This window comes from Aeromicrobium sp. HA (assembly GCF_027171405.1).
Classification (GTDB): domain Bacteria; phylum Actinomycetota; class Actinomycetes; order Propionibacteriales; family Nocardioidaceae; genus Aeromicrobium; species Aeromicrobium tamlense.
Genome location: NZ_CP114372.1, coordinates 2,602,704 through 2,627,663 on the forward strand (window position 1 = coordinate 2,602,704; position 24,960 = coordinate 2,627,663).

The window sequence follows — 24,960 nt, forward strand, 5'->3', positions numbered from 1 at the left end:
TCAGGCCAGCGGGACGTCCTCCTCGGGCAGTCCCACGGGGATCGTGTGCCGGTCGGCCAGCTCGCGGGCCGCGCGCACGAGCGCGGCGTTGTCGGGTGTCGTGCTGCCGTCGGGCAGCCGCAGGGTGTCCTCGAGTCCGATGCGGGTCTCCAGCCCGAGCGCGGCCGCGTGACGCAGGGCCGGCCACGCGGAGCGGGCCTCGCCGTGCAGCAGCACCGGCACCCGCGGGTCGACGGCCCGCACCGCCTCGAGCATGTCCTGGGCGAGGATCACCAGCTCGGTCTCGCCGATCCTCTCGGGCAGCTCGATCAGCACGCGCGCCACGTCGCCACGCAACGGGGACTGCGCCCACGCCTCGACGGCGTCGAGGCTCCACAGTCCGGCCTCGATGCCGATGCCGTGCTCCAGCACGGCGGCGGCCACGGCCTCGGAGCCGGTCTCGTGCCAGTTCACCGAGGCGAGGTCGGGCAGGACGGTCCAGCGGCGGATCGCCTCGACGCGGGCGGCGGGGTCGGGCAGCGCCCAGGCACCCGTGGTGACGCCGATCGGCACCGACGGGGACACGAAGCGCACCGCGGTCATCACCGCGTCGACCGCGTCGGCGTCGAGGGTGTCGAGTCCGTCGACGTCCTTCGGGTGCAGGTGGATGCAGTCGGCGCCCGCCTCGACCGCACGGACGATGTCGGAGGCGAGCTGGACGGGGGTGACGGGCAGGGCGGGGTGCGCGGCCGGAGGGCGCGCGCCGTTGAGACAGGCCTGGATCAACGAGCGCCCGCCCACGGAGTCACAGCTCCGGGAACCAGAGGGAGATCTCGCGCTCGGCCGACTCCGGGGAGTCGGACGCGTGCACGAGGTTCTCGCGGTTGGACAGCGAGAAGTCGCCGCGCACGGTGCCGGGCGCGGCCTTGCGGCCGTCGGTGGCGCCGTTCAGGGCGCGCACGACCTCGATCGCCTCGTCGCCCTCGAGGACCAGCGACACGAGCGGTCCGGAGGTGGCGAAGGCCCGCAGCGGCGGGTACCAGGGCTGCTCGGTGTGCTCGGCGTAATGGGCGTCTGCCATGTCGGCGTCGATCGAGCGGTGCTCCATCGCGACGATGCGCAGTCCCTTGGTCTCGTACCGCGAGAGCACGGCCCCCACGAGGCCCCGGGCCACGGCATCGGGTTTGATGAGAACAAGCGTGCGCTGCGTCATGTGCCCAACCTATCCTCCGCGCGCGCCAAGGAGTTCCCATGGTCGACAGCACGCACACCACCACCCCCGCCTGGTGGCGGGACGCCGTGATCTACCAGGTGTACCCGCGGTCCTGGGCGGACGCGGACGGCGACGGCATCGGCGACCTGCCGGGCATCACCGCGCACCTGGACCACCTGGTCGCGCTGGGGGTGGACGCCGTGTGGCTGTCGCCGTTCTACACCAGCCCGCAGAACGACGCGGGCTACGACGTCGCCGACTACCGCGACGTCGATCCGCTCTTCGGCACGCTCGAGGACTTCGACGCCCTCGCGGCGCGTGCCCACGAGCTCGGCCTGCGCGTCATCGTCGACCTCGTGCCCAACCACTCGTCGGACCAGCACGTGTGGTTCCAGGCGGCGCTGGCCGCCGAGCCCGGCAGCCCCGAGCGCGGCCGCTACATCTTCCGCGACGGCGCGGGCGAGAACGGCGATCTCCCGCCGAACAACTGGCAGAGCAACTTCGGCGGCTCGGCGTGGACCCGCACCACGAACCCCGACGGCACCCCCGGCCAGTGGTACCTGCACCTGTTCGACCCCAGCCAGCCCGACTTCGAGTGGAACAACCCCGAGGTCCAGGAGGAGTTCCGCTCGATCCTGCGCTTCTGGCTCGACCGGGGCGTCGACGGCTTCCGCATCGACGTGGCCCACGGCCTGCACAAGGAGGAGGGCCTGCCCGACTCCCCCGAGGACTACGACCTCGCGATCCACCCCACGGGCCACCAGCCGATGTGGGACAAGCCGGCCGTGCACGAGGTCTACCGCGACTGGCGACGCGTCGTGGACGAGTACCGCGTCGAGGGCCAGGACGCCGACCGCATCCTCGTCGCCGAGGCGTGGGTCATCCCCGACGAGGCGCTGGCGCGCTACGTCCGTCCGGACGAGCTGCACCAGTCGTTCAACTTCGGCTACCTCATGACCCCGTGGCGGGCGCGCGAGCAGCGCGAGGCCATCACCCGCGGCCTCGAGGCCACCGCGGCCGTGGGCGCGCCCCAGACCTGGGTCCTGTCCAACCACGACGTCCCGCGGCACGCCTCGCGCCTGTCCTACGACATCGAGCGCGCCACCCGCGTGCTCGGCATCGGCCCCGACCACCCGCAGCCCGACAACGAGCTGGGCCTGCGCCGCGCCCGCGCAGCCACCTCGGTGATGCTCGCGCTGCCGGGCTCGGCGTACCTGTACCAGGGCGAGGAGCTCGGCCTGCCCGAGGCGACCACCCTGCCCCCCGAGGTCCGTCAGGACCCCACCTTCGTTCGCACGAACGGCGAGGACGTGGGCCGCGACGGCTGCCGCGTGCCGGTGCCGTGGCACGCCGACCAGCCCGCCTTCGGGTTCAGCCCCACGGGCAAGAGCTGGCTGCCCCAGCCCGAGGTCTACGGCGACCTCGCGCCCAACCGCCAGGACGGCGTCGCCGGCAGCACGCTCGAGCTCTACAGGCGACTGCTGGCCGTGCGGCGCAAGTACGGCCTGGGCCGGGGCGAGCTGCACTGGCAGGAGGCCGGCGACGACGTGCTGGCGTTCACCGTGACGGGCTCCGGCGGGCGCCGGGTGCAGGTCGTCACGAACTTCGGTGCCGCGCCGCTGGACCTCCCGCACGGCGAGCTGCTGTCGGTCAGCGGCCCGCTCGACGGTCACCGCCTGCCCGGCGACACCACCGCCTGGATCGCACCCGGCTGAGCCACCCGGCGCCGCCTGACTTGCGGCGTTCGTCCGCCCGCCGTAGTTTCGTGTGAGCGGCGTCACATTTCTTCGAGTCGCACGCCGCATGGTCTCGGGGGAAGGTCGGGTGGTGCACGTGACAAGGCGATCGAGGAAGACCCGCCGATCCGTCGGCCTGGCCGCGGCTGCGACGCTCATCGCGTCACTGACCGCCTGCGCCGGCAGTGACGACGGCGGGGTCCCCACCATCAACCTCTTCGGTGGCGCGTCCGCCACGGGGTTCCAGGATCTGATCGACGGCTGCAACGAGCAGGCCGACGGCGCGTACGAGATCGTCGGCAACCTCGTACCCAGCGACGCCGACGGACAGCGCGAGCAGATGGTCCGGCGCCTCGCCGCCGGCGACACCGGCATGGACCTCATCGGCATGGACGTGGTCTGGACCGCCGAGTTCGCCGAGGCCGGCTGGATCCTGCCGCTCACCGACGAGCAGGCCGCCCAGGCCTCGGAGAACACCCTCGAGGTGCCGCTGGAGACGGCCACCTGGAAGGACAAGCTGTACGCGATTCCGAAGCACACCAACGCCCAGCTCATGTGGTACCGCAAGTCCCTCGTCGACAAGGTCGGCGACGGCAAGCCGCCGGAGACGTGGGACGAGATGTTCGAGATGGCCCAGGAGCTCAAGGACGCCGGCGATCCGTACGAGATCGGCTTCACCGGGGCCCGCTACGAGGGTCTCGTGGTCGGCTTCAACACGATCCTGTCGTCGTACGGCGGCACGATCGTCAACGAGGACAGCACCGAGACCACCATCGACGACAAGACCACCCAGTCGCTCGAGCTGCTGAACAAGCTGGCCACGTCGGGCCTGGCGAACCGGTCGCTGTCGAACTCGCAGGAGCCCGAGGTCTTCGCGCAGCTGCAGAACGGCCAGTCGGCGTTCAGCCTCAACTGGCCGTACGTGCTGAGCGCGATGCGCGAGGCCAACCCGGACATCGCCAAGGACCTGGCCTTCACGACGTTCCCGTCCACCGTCGAGGGCGAGCCCTCCAAGGTCACGGTCGGTGGCATGAACTTCGCGATCAGCAAGTTCAGCGAGCACCCGAAGGAGTCCTTCGACGCCGCGATGTGCCTGCGGTCGCCGGAGAACCAGCTCAAGCACTCGCTGACCGCCGGTGAGCCCCCGGTCGACGAGACGGTGTTCGAGGACCCGGAGTTCAAGGAGGCCTACCCGCAGGGCGAGGTGCTCCTCTCCGCCCTGAACACCGCCAGCTCTCGACCGATCTCGCCGGTCTACCAGAACATCTCGACGATCATCTCGTCCACGCTCTCGCCGCCCTCGAGCATCAAGCCCGAGGAGACGACGAAGGAGCTCGACTCCTCGATCAATGACGCCATCGAAGGGAAGGGGATCCTGCCATGAGCGTTCTGGACAAGGTGGAGGACGACAGCGCGGAGATCGCGCGGCAGCGGTTCAGCGAGGGCAAGAAGGCCGAGCGCCGCTTGGGCCTGATGCTCGTGGCGCCCGCCGTGATCCTCATGATCGCGGTCACGGCCTACCCGATCGCGTACGCGATCTACCTCTCGCTGTTCCGCGCCGACCTGCGCACACCGGACGACAACGAGTTCGTCGGCCTCGACAACTACGTCACGGTGCTGACCAGCGACATCTGGTGGCAGGCGTTCGGCTTCACCCTCCTGCTGACGGTGGTCAGCGTGGCGTTCGAGCTGGCGCTCGGCATGGGCCTGGCGATCGTCATGCACCGCACGATCGTGGGCCGCGGCCTGGTGCGGACCTCGGCCCTGGTGCCGTACGCGATCGTCACCGTCGTCGCCGCGTTCAGCTGGCGCTTCGCCTGGAGCCAGGACATCGGCTGGCTCGCCGGCGACAGCGCTCCGCTCACCGGCCAGTGGAGCTCGTTCTGGATCATCGTCCTGGCCGAGGTCTGGAAGACCATCCCCTTCATGGCCCTGCTGCTCATGGCCGGCCTGGCGCTCGTCCCCGAGGACCTCATGAAGGCGGCGTCGATGGACGGCGCCTCGCCGTGGCAGCGCTTCTGGAAGGTGACGGTCCCGCTGATCAAGCCGTCGATCCTGGTGGCGGTCCTCTTCCGCACCCTCGACGCCTTCCGCGTGTTCGACAACATCTACATCCTCACCAGCGGCGCGAACGACACGTCCAGCGTCTCGATCGTGGCCTACAACAACCTGATCCGAGGGCTCAACCTCGGCATCGGCTCGACGATGTCGGTGCTGATCTTCATCACCATCGCCATCATCGCGATCATCTTCGTGAAGCTGTTCGGCGCAGCGGCACCAGGCTCCGACGAAGGGAAGAGGTGACGTCATGAGCACCGCAGTCGAGACGCCGAAGAGCAAGGCGATCTGGTGGGGCGTCAACGCCATCGTCCTGCTCTACGCATTCATCCCCGTCATCTGGATCATCTCGCTGTCGCTCAAGCCCGACGCGACCCTCAACGACGGCCGCTTCCTGCCCAGCCAGATCACGGGCGAGCACTACGAGGCGATCTTCCAGAACGACAGCTTCACCCGGGCCCTGATCAACTCGATCGGCATCTGCCTGATCTCCACGTTCGTGGCGATCGTGGTGGGCACGATGGCCGCCTACGCGGTGGCGCGCCTGGACTTCCCGGGCAAGAAGTTCGTGGTCGGCGCGTCGCTGATGATCGCGATGTTCCCGCAGATCGCCCTGGTCACGCCGCTGTTCAAGATCCTCACCGGGATCGGCCTGTTCGACACGTGGCTCGGCCTGATCATCCCCTACATCACGTTCGCCCTCCCGCTGGCGATCTACACGTTGAGCGCCTTCTTCCGCGAGATCCCCTGGGAGCTGGAGAAGGCCGCCAAGATGGACGGCGCGACGCCCTACCAGGCGTTCCGCAAGGTCATCGCCCCGCTCGCGATGCCCGGGGTCTTCACGACCGCGATCCTGGTGTTCATCTCGTGCTGGAACGACTTCCTCTTCGCGATCTCGCTGACCTCCAGCGAGCGCTCCCGCACCGTGCCGGCGGCCCTGAGCTACTTCACCGGCGCCACGACGTTCGAGAAGCCCACGCAGTCGATCGCCGCGGCCGCGGTGGTCATCACCATCCCGATCGTCATCTTCGTCCTCTTCTTCCAGCGCCGGATCGTTGCCGGCCTCACCAGCGGCGCCGTCAAGGGCTGAAAGGAAACATCATGGCTGAAATCGTCCTGGACCATGTGGTCAAGCGGTACCCCGACGGAGCCCTCGCCGTGGAGGACTTCAACCTCGAGATCGCCGACGGCGAGTTCATCATCCTGGTCGGCCCCTCGGGCTGCGGGAAGTCGACGACGCTGAACATGATCGCGGGGCTGGAGGACATCACCACCGGCGACCTCAAGATCGACGGCACCGTCGTGAACGACAAGGCGCCGAAGGACCGCGACATCGCGATGGTGTTCCAGTCCTACGCGCTCTACCCGCACATGACGGTCTACGAGAACATGGCGTTCCCGCTGACCCTGGCCGGCGTGGACAAGTCCACGATCAAGCAGAAGGTCGACGAGGCGGCGAAGATGCTCGAGCTCGAGCAGCACCTTGACCGCAAGCCCTCGAACCTCTCCGGCGGCCAGCGTCAGCGCGTGGCGATGGGCCGCGCGATCGTGCGCAGCCCGAAGGCCTTCCTCATGGACGAGCCGCTGTCGAACCTCGACGCGAAGCTGCGCGTGCAGATGCGCACGCAGGTGGCCCGCATCCAGAAGACCCTCGGCACCACCACGGTCTACGTCACCCACGACCAGACCGAGGCGATGACGCTGGGCGACCGCGTCGTGGTGATGCGCGCCGGCAAGATCCAGCAGGTGGGCTCCCCCACCGAGCTGTACGACCACCCGAACAACCTGTTCGTGGCCGGCTTCATCGGCAGCCCGTCGATGAACTTCCTGCCCGCGACGATCGAGGGCGAGTCGCTCTCGACGGCGATCGGCGAGCTGCCGGTCCCCGACGCCTACCGCGAAGCCCTCCGCTCGGGCAGCGCGAGCCGCGACGTCATCGTGGGCATCCGCCCCGAGCACTTCGAGGACGCCTCACTCGTCGCGGCGGACGCCCCCGGCGCCCGGGTCAACGTCGACGTCGACCTGGTCGAGCAGATGGGCTCGGACGTCTACGCGTACTTCACGGTGCAGGGTGGCGCGGCGAACGCCGACCTCGACGACCTCGCGAAGGACACCGGCCAGGACATGGCCGGCGAGGGCACGCAGATCAACGCCCGCCTCAGCGCGGAGTCGAAGGTGGGAGCCCGCGAGGGCGCCGAGCTGTACGTCGACAGCAGCAAGATCCAGGTGTTCGACGCCCAGTCCGGGGAGAACCTGGCGCACGGGTCCTGACCCGCAGATCAGCAGCAGGCGCGGCCGTGAGTCATCGAGACTTGCGGCCGCGCTTCTTTCCCGCGGCGACCTGCTTCATGATCTCGCGGTCCCACGCGTGCTCGCGGATCAGCCGGTACCGCTCCCCCGCGACCCGCATGTAGGCGTCGCCGGCGGTCTCGTCCTCGCCCTGGAGGCCCGCCTCCTCGATGAGCTCGAGCACGGGGAGGAACTCCTCGTCCATCCAGCGCTGCGCCATCGTCTTCTTGTCCATCAGCTGCGCCTCGGCCATCATCGTGCGAGCCGCCCAGGCCTCGACCATCTCGGCGAGCACGCCGTAGCCGTGGGGCTTGGTGACCCGGACTCGCTCGCGGACCGTGCTCGGGAGCGGGACGCGCTGGATGAAGAGCTTGCGCCAGTGCTTGAGCTCGAGGCTGTCGCGCCGGCCGATGTCGCGCGGCTCCAGCAGCGTCTGCACCTCGGTGACCTCGGCCTCGATGAGCCGCAGCCGCAGGGCGCGCGCGACGGAGACGCGGTGGTGCCCGTCGCGGACGAAGTAGTAGTCCCCCAGCTTGTAGACGTCGATCGGCGGGATCTCCTCGCCGACGCGGCTGGCACGGGCGATGCGCTCCCACCGGGCGCGGCTCTTGTCGGAGGTGGGCCGGAAGCGGCGGTCGAAGTCCTTCACCTTGTCGACCGAGCCGATGATCGCGTCGAGCGGGATCAGCTGCAGCCCGAGGCGTCGCTCGCCGCGTCGGCCGAGGGCGTCGACGACCTCGTCGAACGACAGCGCCCGCGTGGCTTCACCGCCCTCGCCGCGCAGGCGGGCCGCCAGCGCCGACAGCGTCTGCAGGCGACGCGACCGCATGAAGTCGCTCTCGGCGTCGATCCGGGGGGAGCCGGAGTCAGCCATGACCGCCCACCGGGTCGAGCACGGGCGCGATCTCGAGCAGCTTGTAGGGCACCACGTTGCGGATCGTGGTGTCGCCGACGACGCGGTCGGGCTGCGGCTGGCCGAACGGGTGGATGTGGCCGTGCAGGTGCCACGTGGGCTGCAGCGTCTCGATGACCTCGTGCAGCGCCTCGAAGCCGTGGTGCGGCGGGTCGTCGCCGTCACCGAGGCCGCGGGGTGGGGAGTGCGTCAGCAGGACGTCGACGCCTCCGCCCCGCTTGGCCGCGACCTTCATCAGCCGCTTGGCGCGCTTGGCGAACTCGTCCTGCGTGTACTGGTTGGGCCCCTCGTTGTAGCGGATGCTGCCGCCGAGGCCCGCGATGCGCAGTCCCGCGACGTCGACGATCGACTCGTCGGCGTTGGTCCCGCCGAGCGGACGAGGATCCTCCGGGGGCAGCCCGTTGCCGGCCAGCCAGCCGCGGAAGCCCGAGAGCGGCGCGTCCACCTCGGGGTCGTGGTTGCCCGGGACGAACACCACCGGGACGTCGAGCATGGAGGACAGGAACTCGAGGTAGTCCCAGGGCAGATCGCCTGCGCCGAGGACGAGGTCGGGGTCCATGCGGCGCACGCCGGCATCGTGGATCACCGGCGAGATCTCGTCAGCGACCACGAGCACGCGCACCATGCCTCCACCGTACCGGGGAACCGCGTGAGCCACGTCACATCTCAGGCGGTCAGGGAAGCGCCGGCAGCAGCCGGCCTACTCCTCCGCGGCGGCCCAGCGGGCCTTGTCGGCCTCGATCCGGCGACCCAGGAAGAACGCGCCGAGCCACAGCGAGGCGAACATCAGGCCGATGAAGAACATGATCGGCACGAGGAAGCCGGTGAGGAAGGTGGCCACCTGGATCCCGTGGCCCACCCAGTAGGCCCACGGCCGCCGCAGCATCCCGGCCGTCAGCAGGCACAGGACCGCGAGGCCTCCGCCGATCACACCGGCCACCGCGGGATCGACGTCCTCGACCGCGATCATGACCGGGACCGAGAGGCCCAGGATGATCGCCTGGAGCGACAGCATCGCCGCGCACATGTGCCTCACTGCGACTCCTCCCCGGCCCCGCGCAGCAGGGTGCGCGCCTCGCCGACCGTGACGACCGAGCCCGTGACGATGACGCCGCCGGAGCCGATCGCGTCGCCGAACTCGTCGCCCGAGGCGTCGGCGAAGGCGATCGCTCGCTCGAGCGCGTCGTCGAGGCGGGGCACCACGGTGACCCGCTCGGATCCGAAGATGCCCGTCGCGAGCTCGCCGAGGTCGGCCGCAGGCAGCGAGCGCTCGGTGCTGTTCTGCGTGCAGATCAGGTGCGCGACCGAGGTCTCGAGCTCGCGCAGGATCTCCTCGGCGTCCTTGTCCGCCATGACGCCGACGACGCCGATCAGCGGGTTGAAGGTGAACTCCTCGCCGATCGACTCGACCATGGCGCGCACCCCGTGCGGGTTGTGCGCGGCATCGAGCACGATCGTGGGGCTGCGGCGGACCACCTCGAGGCGGCCGGGCGACGTGACGGCGCCGAAGCCTGCGCGCACGAGTTCGGGGTCCAGCTCGGCGTCACCGGTGAAGACCTCCACGGCGGCGAGCGCGAGCGCCGCGTTGCGGGCCTGGAAGGCACCGTGCAGCGGCAGCAGGATGTCCTCGTAGCGGCCCTTGACGCCCTGGATCGTGAACATCTGCCCGCCCACGGCCGGCGTGCGCGACTCGACGCGGAAGTCGACGCCCTCGAGCACGACCGGGGAGCCCATCTCGGCGGCGCGGGTCAGCATCACCTCGAGCACCTCCTCGGACTGCGAGGCCAGCACGGTGCGCGAGCCGCGCTTGATGATCCCCGACTTCTCGACGGCGATGTCGGCGGGCGTGTCACCGAGGTAGGACGCATGGTCGACGTCGATCGGCGTGATGACCGCGACGTCGGCGTCGGCGACGCTCGTGGCGTCCCACGCGCCGCCCATCCCGACCTCGACGACGGCCACGTCGACCGGGGCGTCGGCGAACGCCGCGTAGCCCATCGCGACGAGCATCTCGAAGAAGCTGAGGGGGTGCGGCTGGCTCTGGTCGACGAGGTCGGCGTAGACCGCGACGTCGGCGTAGGCGTCGACGAACAGCTCGTCCGAGAGCGGCTCGCCGTCGATGCAGATGCGCTCGTTGATGCGCTGCAGGTGCGGGCTCGTGAACCGGCCCGTGCGCAGGTCGAGGGCACGCAGCAGCGCGTCGATCATCCGGCTGGTGGAGGTCTTGCCGTTCGTGCCGGTCAGGTGGACCAGCGGCTGCGCGTCCTGGGGGTCGCCCATCAGCTCGCAGATGGCGCGGATGCGGTCGAGGGACGGCTCGAGCCTGGTCTCCGGCCAGCGGGACAGCAGGGCGAGCTCGACGTCGGGGTAGGTGGGCCTCATCCCTGCCAGTATCCCAGCCCGTGCCGCAGGGGTCTGCCTCCAGGGGCACCGACATCCCAGCGACTCCGGAGCCACCAGTGACCCCTGGTGCGAATGATTCCAATCTCGGGGTTCTCACCCATTCTCAGGGCCGCGGAGCGGGAAGAGACTGAACGCATGAATCGTCAGGTCGCGGGGTGGATCACCCATCGGTGGGTCAAGTGGGTCGTGCTGGCCCTCATGCTGGTGATCCTGGGCGGGCTGGGCTCGTTCGGGGCCAAGCTCACGAGCGTCCAGGACAACGACATCGCGTCCTGGCTGCCCGAGGAGGCCGAGTCGACGCAGGTCATCGAGAAGGCGGGCTCGTTCTACGACGAGAACACCGCCCCGGCGATCGTGCTGCTGACCTCGGACGCTCCGCTGACCCCCGCCGACCTCGCAGCCGGGCAGCAGGCGGCTCAGGCCATCGGCGCGCTCGAGGACGTCCCGGTCGGCGAGGTCGTCGGTCCGATCCCGAGCGAGGACGGCGTCGCCGCGCAGCTCATCGTGCCGATCACCCTGGACGACGAGGGCTGGGAGGACCTCCCCGACTTCATCGACGAGGTGACCGACGCGGCCGAGGACGCCGTCGAGGGCACGAGCCTGCGGGTCGACGTCGGCGGTCCGGCCGCCCTGGGCGCCGACCAGGCCGAGGCGTTCGCCGGCATCGACGGCATCCTGCTCGCGGCCGCCGTGGGCGTCGTCGTCGTGATGCTGCTGCTGACGTACCGCAGCCCGATCCTCTGGCTGATCCCGCTGTTCTGCGGCCTCATGAGCGTCTTCGCCTCGCAGGGCCTGGTCTACCTGCTCGCGAAGTACGGCGGACTCACGGTCAACGGGCAGAGCGCCGGCATCCTCAGCGTCCTGGTGCTGGGCGCCGGCATCGACTACGCCCTGCTGATCGTCGCCCGGTACCGCGAGGAGCTGCGCAACTACGAGGACCGGCACGAGGCCATGGCGCACGCTCTCCACCGCGCCGCTCCGGCCGTGTTCGCCAGCGGCAGCACCGTCATCATCGGTCTGCTCTGCCTGCTGTTCGCGCAGATGAACTCGACGGCCGGGCTCGGTCCCGTCGGCGCGGCGGGCATCGCCGTGGCCCTGCTCGCGATGCTCGTGCTGCTCCCGGCCCTGCTGGTGATCTTCGGCCGCTGGGTGTTCTGGCCGTTCATCCCCCACTTCGGCGACCCGCAGCGGACCTCGAAGGGCTTCTGGGCCCGGGTCGGCACGTGGATCGCGCGGGCACCCCGCGTCGTGTGGGTCGTGACCTCGCTGGTCCTGATCGCGCTGTCGTTCGGCATCGTGAAGCTCGACGCCACGGGCCTGAGCAACGCCGAGGCCTTCACCACCGACCAGCCCTCGCTGGCGGCCGAGGAGCGGATCGCCGAGCACTTCCCGGCCGGCGCGGGCGACCCGCTGCAGATCATCTCGAACGCGCCGCAGGCCGCCGAGGTGCGCAGCGTCGTGGCCGGGATCGACGGCGTGGACGCCGCCTCGGTGACGCAGCCGCAGGTCTCGGGAGACGTGGCCTACATCGAGGCGACGATGACGGTCCCCAGCGACTCGACCGAGGCGCGCGACATCGTCGAGACGGCCCGCGCCGACCTCGACTCCGTCGAGGGCGCCGACGCACTCGTCGGCGGCAACACCGCCCTGAACCTCGACGTCCAGGAGGCCTCGGCCGCCGACAACCGGCTGATCATCCCGATCATCCTCGCCGTCGTGCTGCTGGTCCTCATGATGCTGCTGCGGTCGGTGGCCGCGCCGCTGATCCTGCTCGTCACGGTCGTGCTGTCGTTCGCCGCGGCGATGGGCATCAGCGCGCTGGTGTTCCACTACGTGTTCGACTTCGCCGGCGCGGACTCCTCGTTCCCGCTGTTCGCGTTCGTCTTCCTCGTGGCGCTGGGCATCGACTACAACATCTTCCTGATGACCCGCGTCCGCGAGGAGTCGCTCCTGCACGGCACGCGCCGGGGCGCCCTCATCGGCCTCGCGGCCACGGGTGGCGTGATCACCTCGGCCGGCTTCGTCCTGGCCGGCACGTTCGCCGCGCTGGCCACGCTGCCGATCGTGTTCCTCGCCGAGCTGGGCTTCGCGGTCGCGATCGGCGTGCTGCTCGACACGATCATCGTGCGCTCCGTGCTGGTGACCGCGCTGAACCTCGACATCGGCCGCCACATCTGGTGGCCCAGCCGACTGGGGCGCGACGACGGCGCCCCGCCGGATCAGCCGCCGAACTCGTCGGAGAGCACGGCGAAGATGCCCGTGTCGGCCCAGGCGCCGCGGAACCAGACGTCCTGACGGAAGTGCGCCTCCTGGCGCATGCCCAGCCGGCGGCACAGCGCGATCGAGGCCTCGTTGCGCGGGTCGAGGTCGGCGATCACGCGCCGGAGGCCGAGCCGGTCGAACACCCACCGGATGAGCGCGGTCGCGCCCTCGGTGGCGTAGCCGGCGCCCTGGAAGTCGGGGTGCAGGGTCCAGCCGAGCTCGGCCGTGAGCGCGTCGAGGGACTTCACCCGCAGGTAGAGGTGCCCGAGCATCGCGCCGTCCTCGCGACGCTCGAGGGCGAGCTGGAGGTAGTCGCTCTCGCTGCCGATGCGGTCGGCCCGCGCCCAGTGCTCGACGCGGTCGGCGACCTCCTCGTGGGTGCGCGGCTCGAACAGCATGTACTCGCAGACGTCCTCGCGTGACTGGTACGAGTGCACGGCGTCGACGTCGGCCAGGGTCATGAGCCGCAGCCGAAGCCGCTCGGTCTCGATCGGGGCGAACCTCGCGGGACGGAAGTGGGAGCGGACCTCGGGCAGCTCGAGCATCCGGCCCGCCAGCGGGGCGAGACGGTCGCCGAGCGAGTGGGCCTCCTCGCGGGTGAACCAGCGCGCCTCGGCGATCTCGGCGGCGGCGACGACCTCCCCGTCGAGGCGCAGCGCGAACACGTCGGCGACGAGGTGGTGGTCGGGCTCGTTGGCGGCGTCGGCCTCGAAGCGACCCCACGACGCGAGCTCGTCGGGATCGATGCGGACCTCGAGCTCCTCCTCGAGCTCGCGCACGAGTGCGTCGACCGCCTCCTCCCCCGGCTCGGGCTTGCCACCGGGCTGCATGAACACCTCGGACCCGTGCTTGCGGACCATGAGGATCCGGCCCTGCGCGTCCGTCGTGAATGCGGCCACCACGTGGATCGTGGGCCGGTCGCCGTCGCTCATCTGATCGCCTCCGTGCACCATCCTGCTGGACGGACGGCCGCGCGGTGCCGCACCCCCGGGGCGCCACGTAGAATCGACGCTCGTGACCACCCCACAGAGCCGCGTCCCGGAGAAGCCCGTCCTCGAAGGCCTCGAGGAGAAGTGGGTCGGCGTATGGGCCGATCAGGGCACCTACGCGTTCGACCGGACCAAGACCCGCGACCAGGTGTACTCGATCGACACCCCGCCGCCCACCGTCTCGGGCTCACTGCACGTCGGTCACGTCTTCAGCTACACGCACACCGACCTCATCGCGCGCTACAAGCGCATGCGCGGCCTCGAGGTCTTCTACCCGATGGGCTGGGACGACAACGGCCTGCCCACCGAGCGTCGCGTGCAGAACTACTACGGCGTCCGCTGCGACCCGTCGCTGCCGTACGACCCCGACTTCACGCCGCCGGCCAAGCCCGACCCGAAGAAGCAGATCCCGATCAGCCGTCGCAACTTCATCGAGCTGTGCAACGAGCTCGTCGTCCGCGACGAGCAGGTCTTCGAGAGGCTGTGGCGCACGCTCGGCCTCTCGGTGGACTGGTCGCAGACCTACACCACGATCGGCCACGACGCGCAGGCCACGAGCCAGCGTGCGTTCCTGCGCAACCTGTCGCGCGGCGAGGCCTACAGCCAGGACGCCCCCACCATGTGGGACATCACGTACCAGACCGCGGTCGCCCAGGCCGAGCTCGAGGCGCGCGACTACCCCGGCCACTACTACCGGGTGGCGTACCACCTGGCCGACGGCCGCAAGGTGCACATCGAGACCACGCGTCCCGAGCTGACGCCCGCCGCCGTCGCGCTCATCGCGCACCCCGACGACGAGCGCTACCAGCACCTGTTCGGCACCACCGCCCACTCGCCGATCTTCGGCGTCGAGGTGCCCGTGCTGGCGCACACGCTCGCGGATCCCGAGAAGGGCTCCGGCATCGTGCACTGCTGCACCTTCGGCGACCTCACCGACGTGCAGTGGTGGCGCGAGTTCGACCTGCCAAACCGCACCGTGATCGGCCGCGACGGCCGCATCCTGCGCGAGACGCCCGAGTGGATCGCGGGCGGCCCCGGCGAGGCCGTGTACGCCGAGCTGGCCGGCAAGACCGCGTTCAGCGCGCGCGAGGCGATGGCCGCCGCGCTCAAGGAGTCCGGCGACCTCGACGGCGAGCCCAGCGCCACCCAGCGCATGGCGAACTTCTACGAGCGCGGCGACAAGCCGCTCGAGATCGTCTCCACGCGCCAGTGGTACATCAAGAACGGCGGCCGCGACGCCGAGCTGCGCCAGCACCTCGTGAGCCTCGGCGACGAGATCGACTGGCACCCCGGCTACATGCAGTCGCGGTACACGAACTGGATCGAGGGCCTCAACGGCGACTGGCTGGTCAGCCGCCAGCGGTTCTTCGGCATCCCGTTCCCGGTCTGGTACCTGCTCGACGCCGACGGCGAGCCCGACTACGACAACCCGATCCTCGCGCCCGAGTTCGACCTGCCAGTCGACCCGGCCTCGCAGGCACCGGCGGGCTTCGACGAGTCGCAGCGCGGCCAGCCCGGCGGCTTCATCGCCGACCCCGACGTCCTCGACACGTGGGCCACCTCGTCGCTGACCCCCCAGCTGATCTGCGGCTGGGAGCGCGACCTCGACCTGTTCGAGCGCACGTTCCCGATGGACCTGCGTCCCCAGGGCCACGACATCATCCGGACGTGGCTGTTCTCCACCGTCGTGCGCTCCAACCAGGAGTTCGGCACGGCGCCGTGGAAGCACACCGCGCTCTCGGGCTTCGTGGTCGACCCCGACCGCAAGAAGATGAGCAAGTCCAAGGGCAATGTCGTCGTCCCCGACGAGATCCTCGAGAAGTTCGGCGCCGACGCCGTCCGCTGGCGTGCCGCCGGCGCCCGCCCGGGCGCCGACTCGCCGTTCGACGAGACGCAGATGAAGGTCGGCCGCCGCCTCGCGATGAAGGTGCTCAACGCGAGCAAGTTCGTCGTGGCGCCGGTCGAGCAGTACGGCCTGGGCGCCGACGCCTCGCTGCTGGACCCCGCACTGGTCACCGAGCCGCTCGACCGCGCGCTGCTCACGGGCCTGCGCGACGTCGTCGAGACGGCCACCGCGCACTTCGAGGCCTACGACTACACGTCGGCGCTCGAGGTCACGGAGAAGTTCTTCTGGGACTTCTGCGACGACTACCTCGAGCTGGTCAAGGAGCGCGCCCGCGGCGAGGACACCGCAGGAACCTCCGCCAAGGCCACGTTCGTGCTGGCGCTCTCGGTGCAGCTGCGCCTGCTCGCGCCGTTCCTGCCGTACGTGACCGAGGAGGTCTGGTCGTGGTGGCAGGAGGGCTCGATCCACCGCGCCGCCTGGCCCGCCCCCGACGCCGACCTCGCGGTCGAGACCTTCGACGCGCGCCTGCTGGCGATCGCGGGCGAGGCCCTCGCGGGCATCCGCGGCGCCAAGTCCACGGCGAAGGTCAGCCAGCGCACCGAGGTCACGGCCGTGTCGGTCACGGGTGACGCCGCCGCGCTCGAGCTGCTCGACGCCGCGCTGCCCGACGTGCGGGCCGCCGGCCGCGTGGTGGGCGAGGTCGTCACCACCGCCGGCGAGGGCGCCCTCGTCGTCGACGCCACGCTCGCCGAGGCCTGAGCCTTCGGACGCCCGTCCGGTCGAACACTGGTCGGGCGTCCGCCGCGCCGCGTAGACTTCCACGAAAAGTCACACAGTCCCACAGGGACGTCGGGGGAGGTCGCGTGTACGCCGCTGAGCGCCAGGTGCTGTTGGCCGAACGGCTGGCCAGTCAGGGGCGGGTCTCCGTCAACGAGCTGGCCGCCGAGCTGGAGGTGTCCACCGAGACGATCCGGCGCGACCTCGCGGTCCTCGAGCGCGCGGGCGCCGCGCGCCGCGTGCACGGCGGTGCGGTGCTCTCCTCGTCCTACTCACGGCTCGAGGCGAGCCTGACACAGCGCACGGGCGAGCGACCCGACCTCAAGGCGCGCATCGCGACCGCCGCGCTGAAGTTCCTCCCCCAGACCGGTGGCAGCGTCCTGCTCGACGGTGGCAGCACCGTGGCCCACCTCGCCGAGGTGCTGCCCACCGATCGCCGCCTCACCGTGCTCACTCACAGCGTCGCGATCGCGCACCAGCTGCTGGGGCACGAGGGCATCGCCCTGCACACCCTCGGTGGGCGCGTGCGAGAGGTCACCGGCGTGGCCGTCGGCCACACCACGGTGGAGGCGCTGCGGGCCACCCGCGCGGACGTCGCCTTCATCGGCACGAACGGCATCGCGCCCGACCACGGCTTCAGCACGCCGGACTCCGAGGAGGCCGCCGTGAAGCACGCGCTGGTCGAGTCGGCGCGCACGCGGGTGGTGCTGGCGGACTCGACCAAGTTCGGCCCGCACCAGGTGTTCTCGTTCGCGGCCCTCACCGATGCCACGGCCGTCGTCACCGACGATGGCGTCAGCGACCGCGGCCGCGCGATGCTCGAGGAGCTCGGCGTCGAGGTCGTCGTCGCCTGACTGCCATCCCCGGGGGACGAGATGTGCTCCATTTTCCACGATTGAAGGGCGTTCAAACGTCGAAGATGGAGCACATCTCGGGACGGGCGGAGGCTACTCGGCGGGCTGGGTGGCGAAGTCGATGCCGGAGTTCTGCAGTCGGTTGATGAGGGCCGAGCCCATCGCGACGGCCGTGGTGGTCTGGCCGGACACCGCGGGCAGGTCGTCGTAGGCCAGGCACATCGCCGACTCGGCCAGCATCTTGGCGGTCTCGGTGTAGCCGGGATCGCCGCCGCGCACGGTGGTGACGACCTTGGTGTCGCCGCCGGTGCCCACGAGCGTGAGGGTGAACCACGACTTCGCGCGCTCCTCCTCGCTCGGTCCGTCGCCGGCCGACTTGAGCTTGACCAGCAGCGCCCGCACGGGCGGGATCTGCGCGCCCACGGCCACCGCGCCCAGCAGGGGCGCGGCCAGTGCCATCATGCGCCGCGTGCGGAAGTGCGCGTGATGCTCGTACGTGAAGTCGGGGCCGTAGCGGTCGAGGGCGCGCGCCGAGCGCAGCACGATCTGCGGGTCGATCGTGGGCAGCGGCACGCCGAAGCCCTTGGCGGGCGGCTCGGCCCGGCCGACGCCTCCCCCGCCGCGCACGCGCCGGTTGGTGGGACGTCCCTCGCGCGCCCGGCGCTGCTTCGCCGCGGCCCGCGAGCCCCGGAACTGGCCGATCTGCCCGAGCGCCGAGTGATAGGTCCCGGCCGAGAAGCTGGCCTTGGCGCGGATGTAGCCCTTGATCGTGATCGGCGTGCCCGCCGGCAGCTGCTGGACCGTGTAGAGGACGCCGAGGTCGTACGGGATGGAGTCGAAGCCGCAGGCGTGCACGAGCCGGGCACCCGTGGCCTCGGCGGTCTCGTGGTACTTCAGCCACATCTCGTCGACGAACTGCGGCTCACCGGTGAGGTCGACGTAGTCGATGCCCGCCTCGGCCGCGGCCCTGACCGCCGGCTCGCCGTGCTCGAGGTACGGACCGACCGTGCTGATGAGGACGCGCGTGCCCTCGGCCATCGCGGCCATCGAGGACTCGTTCGCCAGGTCGGCGACGACGATCTCCGGCGCGGTGCGGCCCGTGGCGGCGATCCGCTCGGCCACCTGCTCCAGCTTGGCGCGCGAGCGCCCTGCGATCGCCCACGTGGCGTCGGCGGGCAGGTGCACCGCGAGGTAGTCGGCGGTGAGCCCGCCGGTGAATCCGGTGGCCCCGAAGAGGGTGAGATCGACCATGGGTCGACGCTATACCGCGGTCAGCTCGCCTTCTTGTCGGCCTCGTCGTGCGTCAGCACGGTCGGGCTCGCGTGGCCACGGACGGTCTCGGCCGTGACGATCACCTTGGCGACGTCCTCACGGCTGGGGATCTCGTACATGACGTCCTGCAGGGCGTCCTCGACGATCGAGCGCAGGCCGCGGGCGCCGGTGTCCCGCTCGAGGGCCAGGTCGGCCATCGCCTCGCACGCCTCCTCGGTGAACTCCAGCTCGACGTCGTCGATCGCGAACAGGCGGATGTACTGCTTCGTCAGCGCGTTGCGCGGCTCGGTGAGGATCGAGACCAGCGCCGGCTTGTCGAGCTTGTTGACCGCCGCGATGACCGGCAGACGGCCGATGAACTCGGGAATCAGGCCGAACTTCAGCAGGTCGGTCGGCACGACCTTCGACAGCTTCTGCGCGTCGTTCTCGTCGACGACGGGCGCGAGGTCGGAGTTGAAGCCGAGCGTCTTCTTGCCGCTACGCTGCTCGATGATCTGGTCGAGGCCCGCGAACGCGCCACCGACGATGAACAGCACGTTGGTGGTGTCGATCTGGATGAACTCCTGGTGCGGGTGCTTGCGACCACCCTGCGGCGGCACCGAGGCGGTGGTGCCCTCGAGGATCTTCAGCAGCGCCTGCTGCACGCCCTCGCCCGACACGTCGCGGGTGATGGAGGGGTTCTCGCTCTTGCGGCTGATCTTGTCGATCTCGTCGATGTAGATGATGCCCGTCTCGGCCTTCTTGACGTCGTAGTCGGCGGCCTGGATGAGCTTGAGCAGGATGTTCTCGACGTCCTCGCCGACGTAGCCGGCCTCGGTGAGCGCCGTGGCGTCGGCGATCGCGAACGGGACGTTCAGCATCCGCGCGAGGGTCTGCGCGAGGTAGGTCTTGCCACAGCCGGTGGGGCCGACCATGAGGATGTTCGACTTGGCCAGCTCGACGTTCTCGTCCTTGTTCATCCGGCCGGACGCCTGGGCCTGCACGCGCTTGTAGTGGTTGTAGACCGCGACGGCGAGCGACTTCTTCGCGCCCTCCTGGCCCACCACGTAGGTGTTGAGGAACTCGTAGATCTCAGCGGGCTTGGGCAGCTCGCCGAGGCTGACCTCGGCGCCCTCCGCGAGCTCTTCCTCGATGATCTCGTTGCACAGGTCGATGCACTCGTCGCAGATGTAGACGCCGGGGCCGGCGATCAGCTTCTTGACCTGCTTCTGGCTCTTCCCGCAGAAGGAGCACTTGAGCAGGTCGGCGGTCTCACCAATGCGTGCCATGCGTGTTTCCTGTCGTTCTCTGGCGGTCCCCCCACGATGCCACATGCAGGCATCGTGGGGGACCCGTCAACGGCGTTTGCGTCCGGACGTGTCGCTCAGACCGGGGTCTTGAGCGTCTCGAGGACCTGGTCGATGATCCCGTACTCGACGGCGGCCGGGGCCGTCAGGATCTTGTCGCGCTCGACGTCGCGGCTGACCTCCTCGGGCGTCTTGTTCGACGCCTCGGCGATCATCTTCTCCAGCAGCTCGCGCATGCGGATGATCTCGTTGGCCTGGATCTCCAGGTCGGAGATCTGGCCGCCCGTGCCCTCGGTGTAGGGCTGGTGGATCAGGATGCGGCTGTTCGGCAGCGCGAAGCGCTTGCCCGGCGTGCCGGCGGCGAGCAGCACCGCAGCGGCCGAGGCGGCCTGGCCCAGGCAGAAGGTCTGCACGTCGGGCTTGACGTAGCGCATCGTGTCGTAGATCGCCGTCAGCGCGGTGAACGAGCCGCCGGGGCTGTTGATGTAGATGCTGATGTCGCGGTCGGGGTCCATCGACTGCAGGCACAGCAGCTGCGCGGTGACGGCGTTGGCGACGTCGTCGCTGATCGGGGTGCCGAGGAAGATGATGCGGTCCTCGAAGAGCTTCGCGTACGGATCGATGCGACGGAAGCCGTACGAGGTCCGCTCTTCCCACTGGGGAATGTAGTAGCTCATCGGACGTCTCCTGCCGTGTTGACGATCTCGTCGATCAGGCCGTACTCCTTGGCCTGCGCGGGCGTGAACCAGCGGTCGCGATCGGCGTCGGCCTCGATCTGCTCGACGCTCTGACCGGTGTGCTGGGCCTGCAGCTCGTTGAGCTGCTTCTTCAGCAGGATGGACTGCTCGGCCTGGATCTTGACGTCCGACGCCGAGCCGCCGATGCCGCCCGAGGGCTGGTGCATCATGATGCGCGTGTGCGGCAGCGCGTAGCGCTTGCCCGCGGTGCCGGCGGCGAGCAGGAACTGGCCCATCGAGGCGGCCAGGCCCATGCCGACGGTGACGATGTCGTTCGAGATGAACTGCATCGTGTCGTACATCGCCATGCCCGCGTCGACGGAGCCGCCGGGGCTGTTGATGTAGAAGAAGATGTCGGCCTCGGGGTCCTCGGCGTTGAGCAGCAGCAGCTGCGCGCAGATCGCGTTCGCGTTCTGGTCGCGGACCTCCGAGCCGAGGAACACGATGCGTTCCTTCAGCAGACGGTTGTAGATGTGTCCGTCGAGGTCGGAGGGACCCGCCTCGACGGCCATCTGGGGGCTCATGGGTGCGTTCACGTCTTTGACCCTAGACCGCCGAGCCGACGCAGACACGCGCCCGGCACCCATGTTCGCCATCGGCGTACAGGCTCCTCTCAGGCGACGTACGCTTCGACCTCGGCCGAGATCGCCGCGAGCGTGCGGTCCATCCCGTCGAGCAGCTCGTCGTCGTGGCTCTCGATGCCGCCGAGGGCGAGAGTGGCCACGACCCGGCTCAGCAGGCTGCGGCGTCCGCCGGCGAGGTCACGACGCAGGGTGAGCCGGGTGCCGCCGGCCTCGGGGTCGAGGCGGTAGCTCCAGCGCGCCGCGGGTCCGTAGACGTGGAAGGCGAGGCGCTGCGGCCGGACCACGTCGACGTAGCGGCTCACCGTGGGCCACACGAAGCCCTTGCGCTTGTTGAGGTTGAGCGAGACCTGGTTGTGGCTCAGCCGGCGCGGGTAGAACAGCTGTGCCCACGTCTCGGGGCTCCAGCGGCGCATGCGGCGCTGGTCCTTCAGCACGTCCCAGACCTTCTCTGGCGGGGCCGCGACGAACGTGGAGGTCTCGAGCGGCGGGACTCCCCCGCTCAGGCTTTTCCCGCGAGGTCACCGCTCTCGGCCGCGGCCTTGATGCGCTCGAGGGTCTGGCGCATGCCCTGCTCGAGCTCGACCTCGAAGTTGTCGGTGCCGCCCAGGACGCGCTGGGTGAGGAAGTTCGACAGGTTCGACACGCCGTGCGGGGCGTGACGGCTCTCGGTGAGGCGGGTGCCGCCGGCGGCCGTGGGCTCGAGGTCGTACGACCACACCGTGCCGTTCTCGGCGATCTTGAACGCGAACCGCTTCCCGGGCACGAACTCCTTCACCTTGGAGCGGGTGGGCCAGAACAGCGGGCCCCGGCGGTTGACGTTGATCGTGGTGGTGCCGACGCCGACGGGTCCCTTGCCGCGGACGATCATCTTGCGGCACTGCGGGCTCCAGCGCGGCATCTGCGCCGGGTCGCTGACCAGGTGCCAGACGACCTCCGGCGGCGCCTCGATGTCGATGGTCGCCGAGATCTCCTCGCGGTTGGCCATGATGGTCTCCCCTCGTCGTGCGGTCGTTGCCACGGGAGCCTAGTGGACCGTGACAGCAGAACTGTCACATGGGGGTGACCCCGCTCACAGTGCGGGCGGTCAGGACTCGAGCTGGCGCACCCGGCGCGGCCGCGCGTTGACCCACGAGACCAGCCAGTCGGCGATGCGCGGATGGTTCAGCAGCGCGAGGTGGTGGGCCGACGGGAGGTACTCCAGTCGCGCGTGCGGGACGACCGGTCCGTGCCGCCCGATCCCGGCCGAGGACGAGAAGTGCACGATGAGGTCGCCCAGCACCGCGCTGAACGGGTGGCGCTGCGTCGCGCCCACCGTGGCGGCGACGAAGTGGTACTCCGCGTGCGCGAGCGGAGCCGCCGCAATCCGGTCGAGGCCCCAGCGCGCCGTGAGGTCCTGTCCCTCCCACTCGTCGGCCGTGATGTAGCCGTGGCGCAGGTCGACGATGCCCGCCGACCGCGCGTCGAGGATCGCGCCGAACGGCGTGGACTGCGGCCAGATGCGCAGGATCCGCGAGCCCAGGTGCGCGGCCTTCTCCAGGTTGGCGCCCGCGTGCGGCGTGCCCAGGCAGACCACGTCGCTCACGCGGTGCGCCCAGCCGTGACCTGCGACCGTGGCGCGGTTCGTGGCCGCGCGCACGACGAGCCCTCCCATCGAGTGACCGACCAGCGTGATCCGCTCGACCGCCACGGGCCACGCGCCCATGAGCTGTTCGAGCAGCTCGTCGAGGTGCTGGCCGTTCTCCGAGACGTGCAGGCCGGTGTTGTAGCGCAGCAGGACCGGGGTGGCGTCGGTGTCGGCGGCCACCCGGTCGGCGTACGTGGGCCGGTCGCGGCCGCGCCCCCAGGACTCCTCGTTCTCGCACAGCCCGTGGACGAGGACGACGAGGTGGCTCGTGGCGTCGGGGTACGCCTGGCGCAGCTTCCACGGCGTCGCCGGGATGTCGGCCCCGGCGTGCCGCAGCGACATCGTGATCGCCTGCGGGTCGCCGAGGAGACGCAGCTCGTCGCCGATCAGGCCGTTCACCGCGGAGCGGACCTGCCGTCCGAGGCGCGTGCCGTCGACCGGAGCCCCCACGCCGCGCGCCGCCAGCGACCGTGCCGCGCCGCCCGATCGTCTCAGGACCGCCGAGAGCGAGCCGTAGACCGAGCCCGCGACCGCGTCGTGCACGGCCTCGGGGACCCGGCTGCCGACGATCCGCGTCGCGCCGAAGGCCCGACGAGCGACGGCGGCGTGCACGTCGCGCACGGTGCCGAGCACGAGGCGGTCGCCGTACTCGAGCGCGAGCGCGGCGACGTCGGTCGTGCGCGCCGTCGGGGACATGGCCCCATGGTGCCGCACTCCCCCGCGTCGCAGCCACGCGATCTCGGACCGTGAACGGCAGCCGCCCCCGCGAGCCGGGGCTCGCGGGGGCGGGATCACCGTGTGCTGGAGGACCTCAGAAGATCCAGCCGCAGTTCGAGCTGAAGCCCTTGCCCGCGACGAGGTCGTTGAAGAACCCGACCGCCTGACCGCTGCCCTCGTACCCGGAGGCGACGTGGGTGGGGGCGAACAGCGTGCTGTACGAGATCTTCGATCCCTTCGCGCACCAGTCCTTGGCGGCCTGCTTGACGGTCGCGTTCGGGATGACGTCGTCGGCCCACGACGACGTCACCTTGAACGGCACGTCGATCTTCTTCGACCCGAGCTTCAGCTGACCGAGCCGAGCCGCGATGTCCGCCCGCGACAGGTAGGACGTGATCGTCTTGCCCTCCTTGGTCAGCGTCTTGGTGTCGAGCCAGCCGCTCGGCAGGCTCTCGGGCAGGCAGCCGTAGTCGGTGTCGGCGCCGTCGAGCAGCTTCTGGCCCGCCGCATTGGTGAGGTCGCGGATGCCCAGCTCGGGGTACGTGACGTCGAGCATCTTGACCGCGAAGAGCATGAACGTCTGGTACGGACCGTGCTCGATGTTCTTCGCGATCGCGCCGAGGTCGACCGTGGGAGCCGTGGCGTGACCGCCCTTGATCCGCAGCTCGGGCGCGTAGGTCGGGGCCAGCTCGAGCGCGCCGGCCGTGGCTCCGCCGCCCTCGGAGAAGCCCTGGAGGAACACCGGAGCGGTCTTGGAGTAGCCGAGGTTCTGCGCCGCGCGCACCACGTCGAGCGCGTTCTGGCCCAGCGCGACGTTGTTGGCGTACGGGTGGGTGCCGGGCGTGCCCAGACCCTCGTAGTCGGTCATGGCGACGGCGTAGCCGGCGTCGTAGAACTGCTTGAGCCAGTTGCCGTCGTAGAGCTGCGCGGTCGCCACGAGCTTGCTCGGCGCGCAGCGGTCGTTGAGTCCCTGGGTGCCCGGGCTCAGCGAGATGATCGGACGCTCGCCGCCCTTCGTCCAGGCGGCCTTGGGGACGATGACCGTGCCCGTGACGGCGGTCTTGTTGCCCTTCGCGCCGGTCGAGACGTACTGGACCTTGGTGACGGTGGCGTCGGCCTTGCCGCCGAGGGCGTCGAGGGCGTAGGTGCCGGGCGCCTGCTTGAGGATCGTGCCGGGGCTCCCCGAGATGGTCGCCGGCGGGGTGTAGACGTCCTCGGCGGCCTGCGCCGGTGAGGACAGGGAGGTCACCGCGAGCGCGGCGACGGCTGCGGCCGCGAAGGTCGCGGCGAAGGGGCGTGGGTTCACATTCACTCCTGAGCGTCGTTGGTGGGAGAACGACCTGTAACCGATAGTTACAGTAACGAGGAGTTACGTTCTCGTGTGAAGTGGATCACGTCAAGCCCCCGTCCCACGAACTCCC

23 protein-coding genes are annotated in these 24,960 nt (G+C 70.2%); 8 read left to right on the plus strand and 15 right to left on the minus strand.

Features of this window, described 5'->3' with window-relative positions:
- The gene (locus O3S82_RS12855; RefSeq protein ID WP_269303310.1) at window positions 1–780 is read right to left on the minus strand and encodes a 3-keto-5-aminohexanoate cleavage protein; all 780 of its coding nucleotides are present in this window, start codon (window positions 778–780) and stop codon (window positions 1–3) included.
- Between the two features lie 4 nt (window positions 781–784).
- A complete protein-coding gene (gene ndk / locus O3S82_RS12860; RefSeq protein ID WP_179423267.1) occupies window positions 785–1,192 on the minus strand; it encodes a nucleoside-diphosphate kinase in 408 nt (135 codons plus the stop codon).
- Window positions 1,193–1,230: 38 nt separating this feature from the next.
- Here ndk and O3S82_RS12865 point away from each other — a divergent pair, with 38 nt between their 5' ends.
- The 5 genes from O3S82_RS12865 (at window position 1,231) to O3S82_RS12885 (ending at window position 7,257) form a co-directional block, all read left to right on the plus strand.
- Window positions 1,231–2,907, plus strand: a complete 1,677-nt coding sequence (locus tag O3S82_RS12865) for a glycoside hydrolase family 13 protein (RefSeq protein WP_269303312.1) — start codon at window positions 1,231–1,233, stop codon at window positions 2,905–2,907.
- 118 nt (window positions 2,908–3,025) lie between these two features.
- Window positions 3,026–4,312, plus strand: coding sequence for an ABC transporter substrate-binding protein (locus tag O3S82_RS12870; protein WP_269303314.1), 1,287 nt, complete (start codon window positions 3,026–3,028; stop codon window positions 4,310–4,312).
- Window positions 4,309–5,232: a carbohydrate ABC transporter permease gene (locus O3S82_RS12875; protein ID WP_269303316.1), complete on the plus strand. Its 924-nt coding sequence runs from the start codon at window positions 4,309–4,311 to the stop codon at window positions 5,230–5,232. The genes O3S82_RS12870 and O3S82_RS12875 overlap by 4 nt, the downstream gene beginning before the upstream one ends.
- Before the next feature lie 4 nt (window positions 5,233–5,236).
- On the plus strand, window positions 5,237–6,076 hold the full coding sequence (locus O3S82_RS12880) for a carbohydrate ABC transporter permease (RefSeq protein ID WP_179423259.1): 840 nt from the start codon (window positions 5,237–5,239) through the stop codon (window positions 6,074–6,076).
- A gap of 11 nt (window positions 6,077–6,087) precedes the next feature.
- A complete protein-coding gene (locus O3S82_RS12885) occupies window positions 6,088–7,257 on the plus strand; it encodes an ABC transporter ATP-binding protein (RefSeq protein WP_179423257.1) in 1,170 nt (389 codons plus the stop codon).
- A 31-nt stretch (window positions 7,258–7,288) separates the two neighbouring features.
- Here the strand turns inward: O3S82_RS12885 and O3S82_RS12890 are convergent, their stop codons facing one another.
- From O3S82_RS12890 to O3S82_RS12905, 4 genes are all read right to left on the minus strand, one after another.
- Window positions 7,289–8,149, minus strand: a complete 861-nt coding sequence (locus O3S82_RS12890) for a ParB N-terminal domain-containing protein (protein ID WP_179423255.1) — start codon at window positions 8,147–8,149, stop codon at window positions 7,289–7,291.
- Entirely contained in the window at window positions 8,142–8,813 is a 672-nt protein-coding gene (locus O3S82_RS12895; protein ID WP_179423253.1) for a metallophosphoesterase family protein, read from the minus strand. Before O3S82_RS12895 ends, O3S82_RS12890 begins: the two co-directional genes overlap by 8 nt.
- Window positions 8,814–8,888: 75 nt before the next feature.
- Window positions 8,889–9,215: a DUF4233 domain-containing protein gene (locus tag O3S82_RS12900; protein ID WP_179427962.1), complete on the minus strand. Its 327-nt coding sequence runs from the start codon at window positions 9,213–9,215 to the stop codon at window positions 8,889–8,891.
- 5 nt (window positions 9,216–9,220) lie between these two features.
- Window positions 9,221–10,570, minus strand: a complete 1,350-nt coding sequence (locus tag O3S82_RS12905; protein ID WP_269303321.1) for a bifunctional folylpolyglutamate synthase/dihydrofolate synthase — start codon at window positions 10,568–10,570, stop codon at window positions 9,221–9,223.
- A gap of 156 nt (window positions 10,571–10,726) precedes the next feature.
- Between O3S82_RS12905 and O3S82_RS12910 the strand changes: the two genes are divergently transcribed.
- On the plus strand, window positions 10,727–12,886 hold the full coding sequence (locus O3S82_RS12910) for an MMPL family transporter (protein ID WP_269303323.1): 2,160 nt from the start codon (window positions 10,727–10,729) through the stop codon (window positions 12,884–12,886).
- On the opposite strand, the gene O3S82_RS12915 is transcribed toward O3S82_RS12910, so the two are convergent.
- A complete protein-coding gene (locus O3S82_RS12915; RefSeq protein ID WP_269303326.1) occupies window positions 12,811–13,785 on the minus strand; it encodes a GNAT family N-acetyltransferase in 975 nt (324 codons plus the stop codon). The two genes, O3S82_RS12910 and O3S82_RS12915, sit on opposite strands and share 76 nt — an antisense overlap.
- Before the next feature lie 82 nt (window positions 13,786–13,867).
- Between O3S82_RS12915 and valS the strand changes: the two genes are divergently transcribed.
- Together valS and O3S82_RS12925 are read left to right on the plus strand one after the other, a co-directional pair.
- A complete protein-coding gene (valS, locus tag O3S82_RS12920; protein ID WP_269303327.1) occupies window positions 13,868–16,447 on the plus strand; it encodes a valine--tRNA ligase in 2,580 nt (859 codons plus the stop codon).
- 104 nt (window positions 16,448–16,551) lie between these two features.
- Window positions 16,552–17,319, plus strand: coding sequence for a DeoR/GlpR family DNA-binding transcription regulator (locus O3S82_RS12925; RefSeq protein ID WP_269303329.1), 768 nt, complete (start codon window positions 16,552–16,554; stop codon window positions 17,317–17,319).
- 93 nt (window positions 17,320–17,412) lie between these two features.
- Here O3S82_RS12925 and O3S82_RS12930 read toward each other — a convergent pair whose 3' ends face one another.
- The 8 genes from O3S82_RS12930 to O3S82_RS12965 form a co-directional block, all read right to left on the minus strand.
- The gene (locus tag O3S82_RS12930; protein WP_269303331.1) at window positions 17,413–18,570 is read right to left on the minus strand and encodes a saccharopine dehydrogenase family protein; all 1,158 of its coding nucleotides are present in this window, start codon (window positions 18,568–18,570) and stop codon (window positions 17,413–17,415) included.
- A 20-nt stretch (window positions 18,571–18,590) separates the two neighbouring features.
- On the minus strand, window positions 18,591–19,859 hold the full coding sequence (clpX, locus tag O3S82_RS12935; RefSeq protein WP_269303332.1) for an ATP-dependent Clp protease ATP-binding subunit ClpX: 1,269 nt from the start codon (window positions 19,857–19,859) through the stop codon (window positions 18,591–18,593).
- Window positions 19,860–19,954: 95 nt separating this feature from the next.
- Entirely contained in the window at window positions 19,955–20,554 is a 600-nt protein-coding gene (locus tag O3S82_RS12940; protein ID WP_179423237.1) for an ATP-dependent Clp protease proteolytic subunit, read from the minus strand.
- On the minus strand, window positions 20,551–21,126 hold the full coding sequence (locus O3S82_RS12945; protein ID WP_179427960.1) for an ATP-dependent Clp protease proteolytic subunit: 576 nt from the start codon (window positions 21,124–21,126) through the stop codon (window positions 20,551–20,553). Before O3S82_RS12945 ends, O3S82_RS12940 begins: the two co-directional genes overlap by 4 nt.
- 101 nt (window positions 21,127–21,227) lie before the next feature.
- Window positions 21,228–21,701 carry an SRPBCC family protein gene (locus tag O3S82_RS12950; protein ID WP_269307063.1) on the minus strand — a complete coding sequence of 158 codons (474 nt, stop codon included), beginning with the start codon at window positions 21,699–21,701 and terminating at the stop codon, window positions 21,228–21,230.
- Window positions 21,698–22,183 carry an SRPBCC family protein gene (locus tag O3S82_RS12955; protein WP_179423235.1) on the minus strand — a complete coding sequence of 162 codons (486 nt, stop codon included), beginning with the start codon at window positions 22,181–22,183 and terminating at the stop codon, window positions 21,698–21,700. The genes O3S82_RS12950 and O3S82_RS12955 overlap by 4 nt, the downstream gene beginning before the upstream one ends.
- Before the next feature lie 99 nt (window positions 22,184–22,282).
- Window positions 22,283–23,518: an esterase/lipase family protein gene (locus O3S82_RS12960; RefSeq protein WP_179423233.1), complete on the minus strand. Its 1,236-nt coding sequence runs from the start codon at window positions 23,516–23,518 to the stop codon at window positions 22,283–22,285.
- A gap of 115 nt (window positions 23,519–23,633) precedes the next feature.
- Window positions 23,634–24,845, minus strand: a complete 1,212-nt coding sequence (locus O3S82_RS12965; RefSeq protein WP_269303337.1) for a lipase family protein — start codon at window positions 24,843–24,845, stop codon at window positions 23,634–23,636.
- Between the last annotated feature and the right edge of the window lie 115 nt (window positions 24,846–24,960).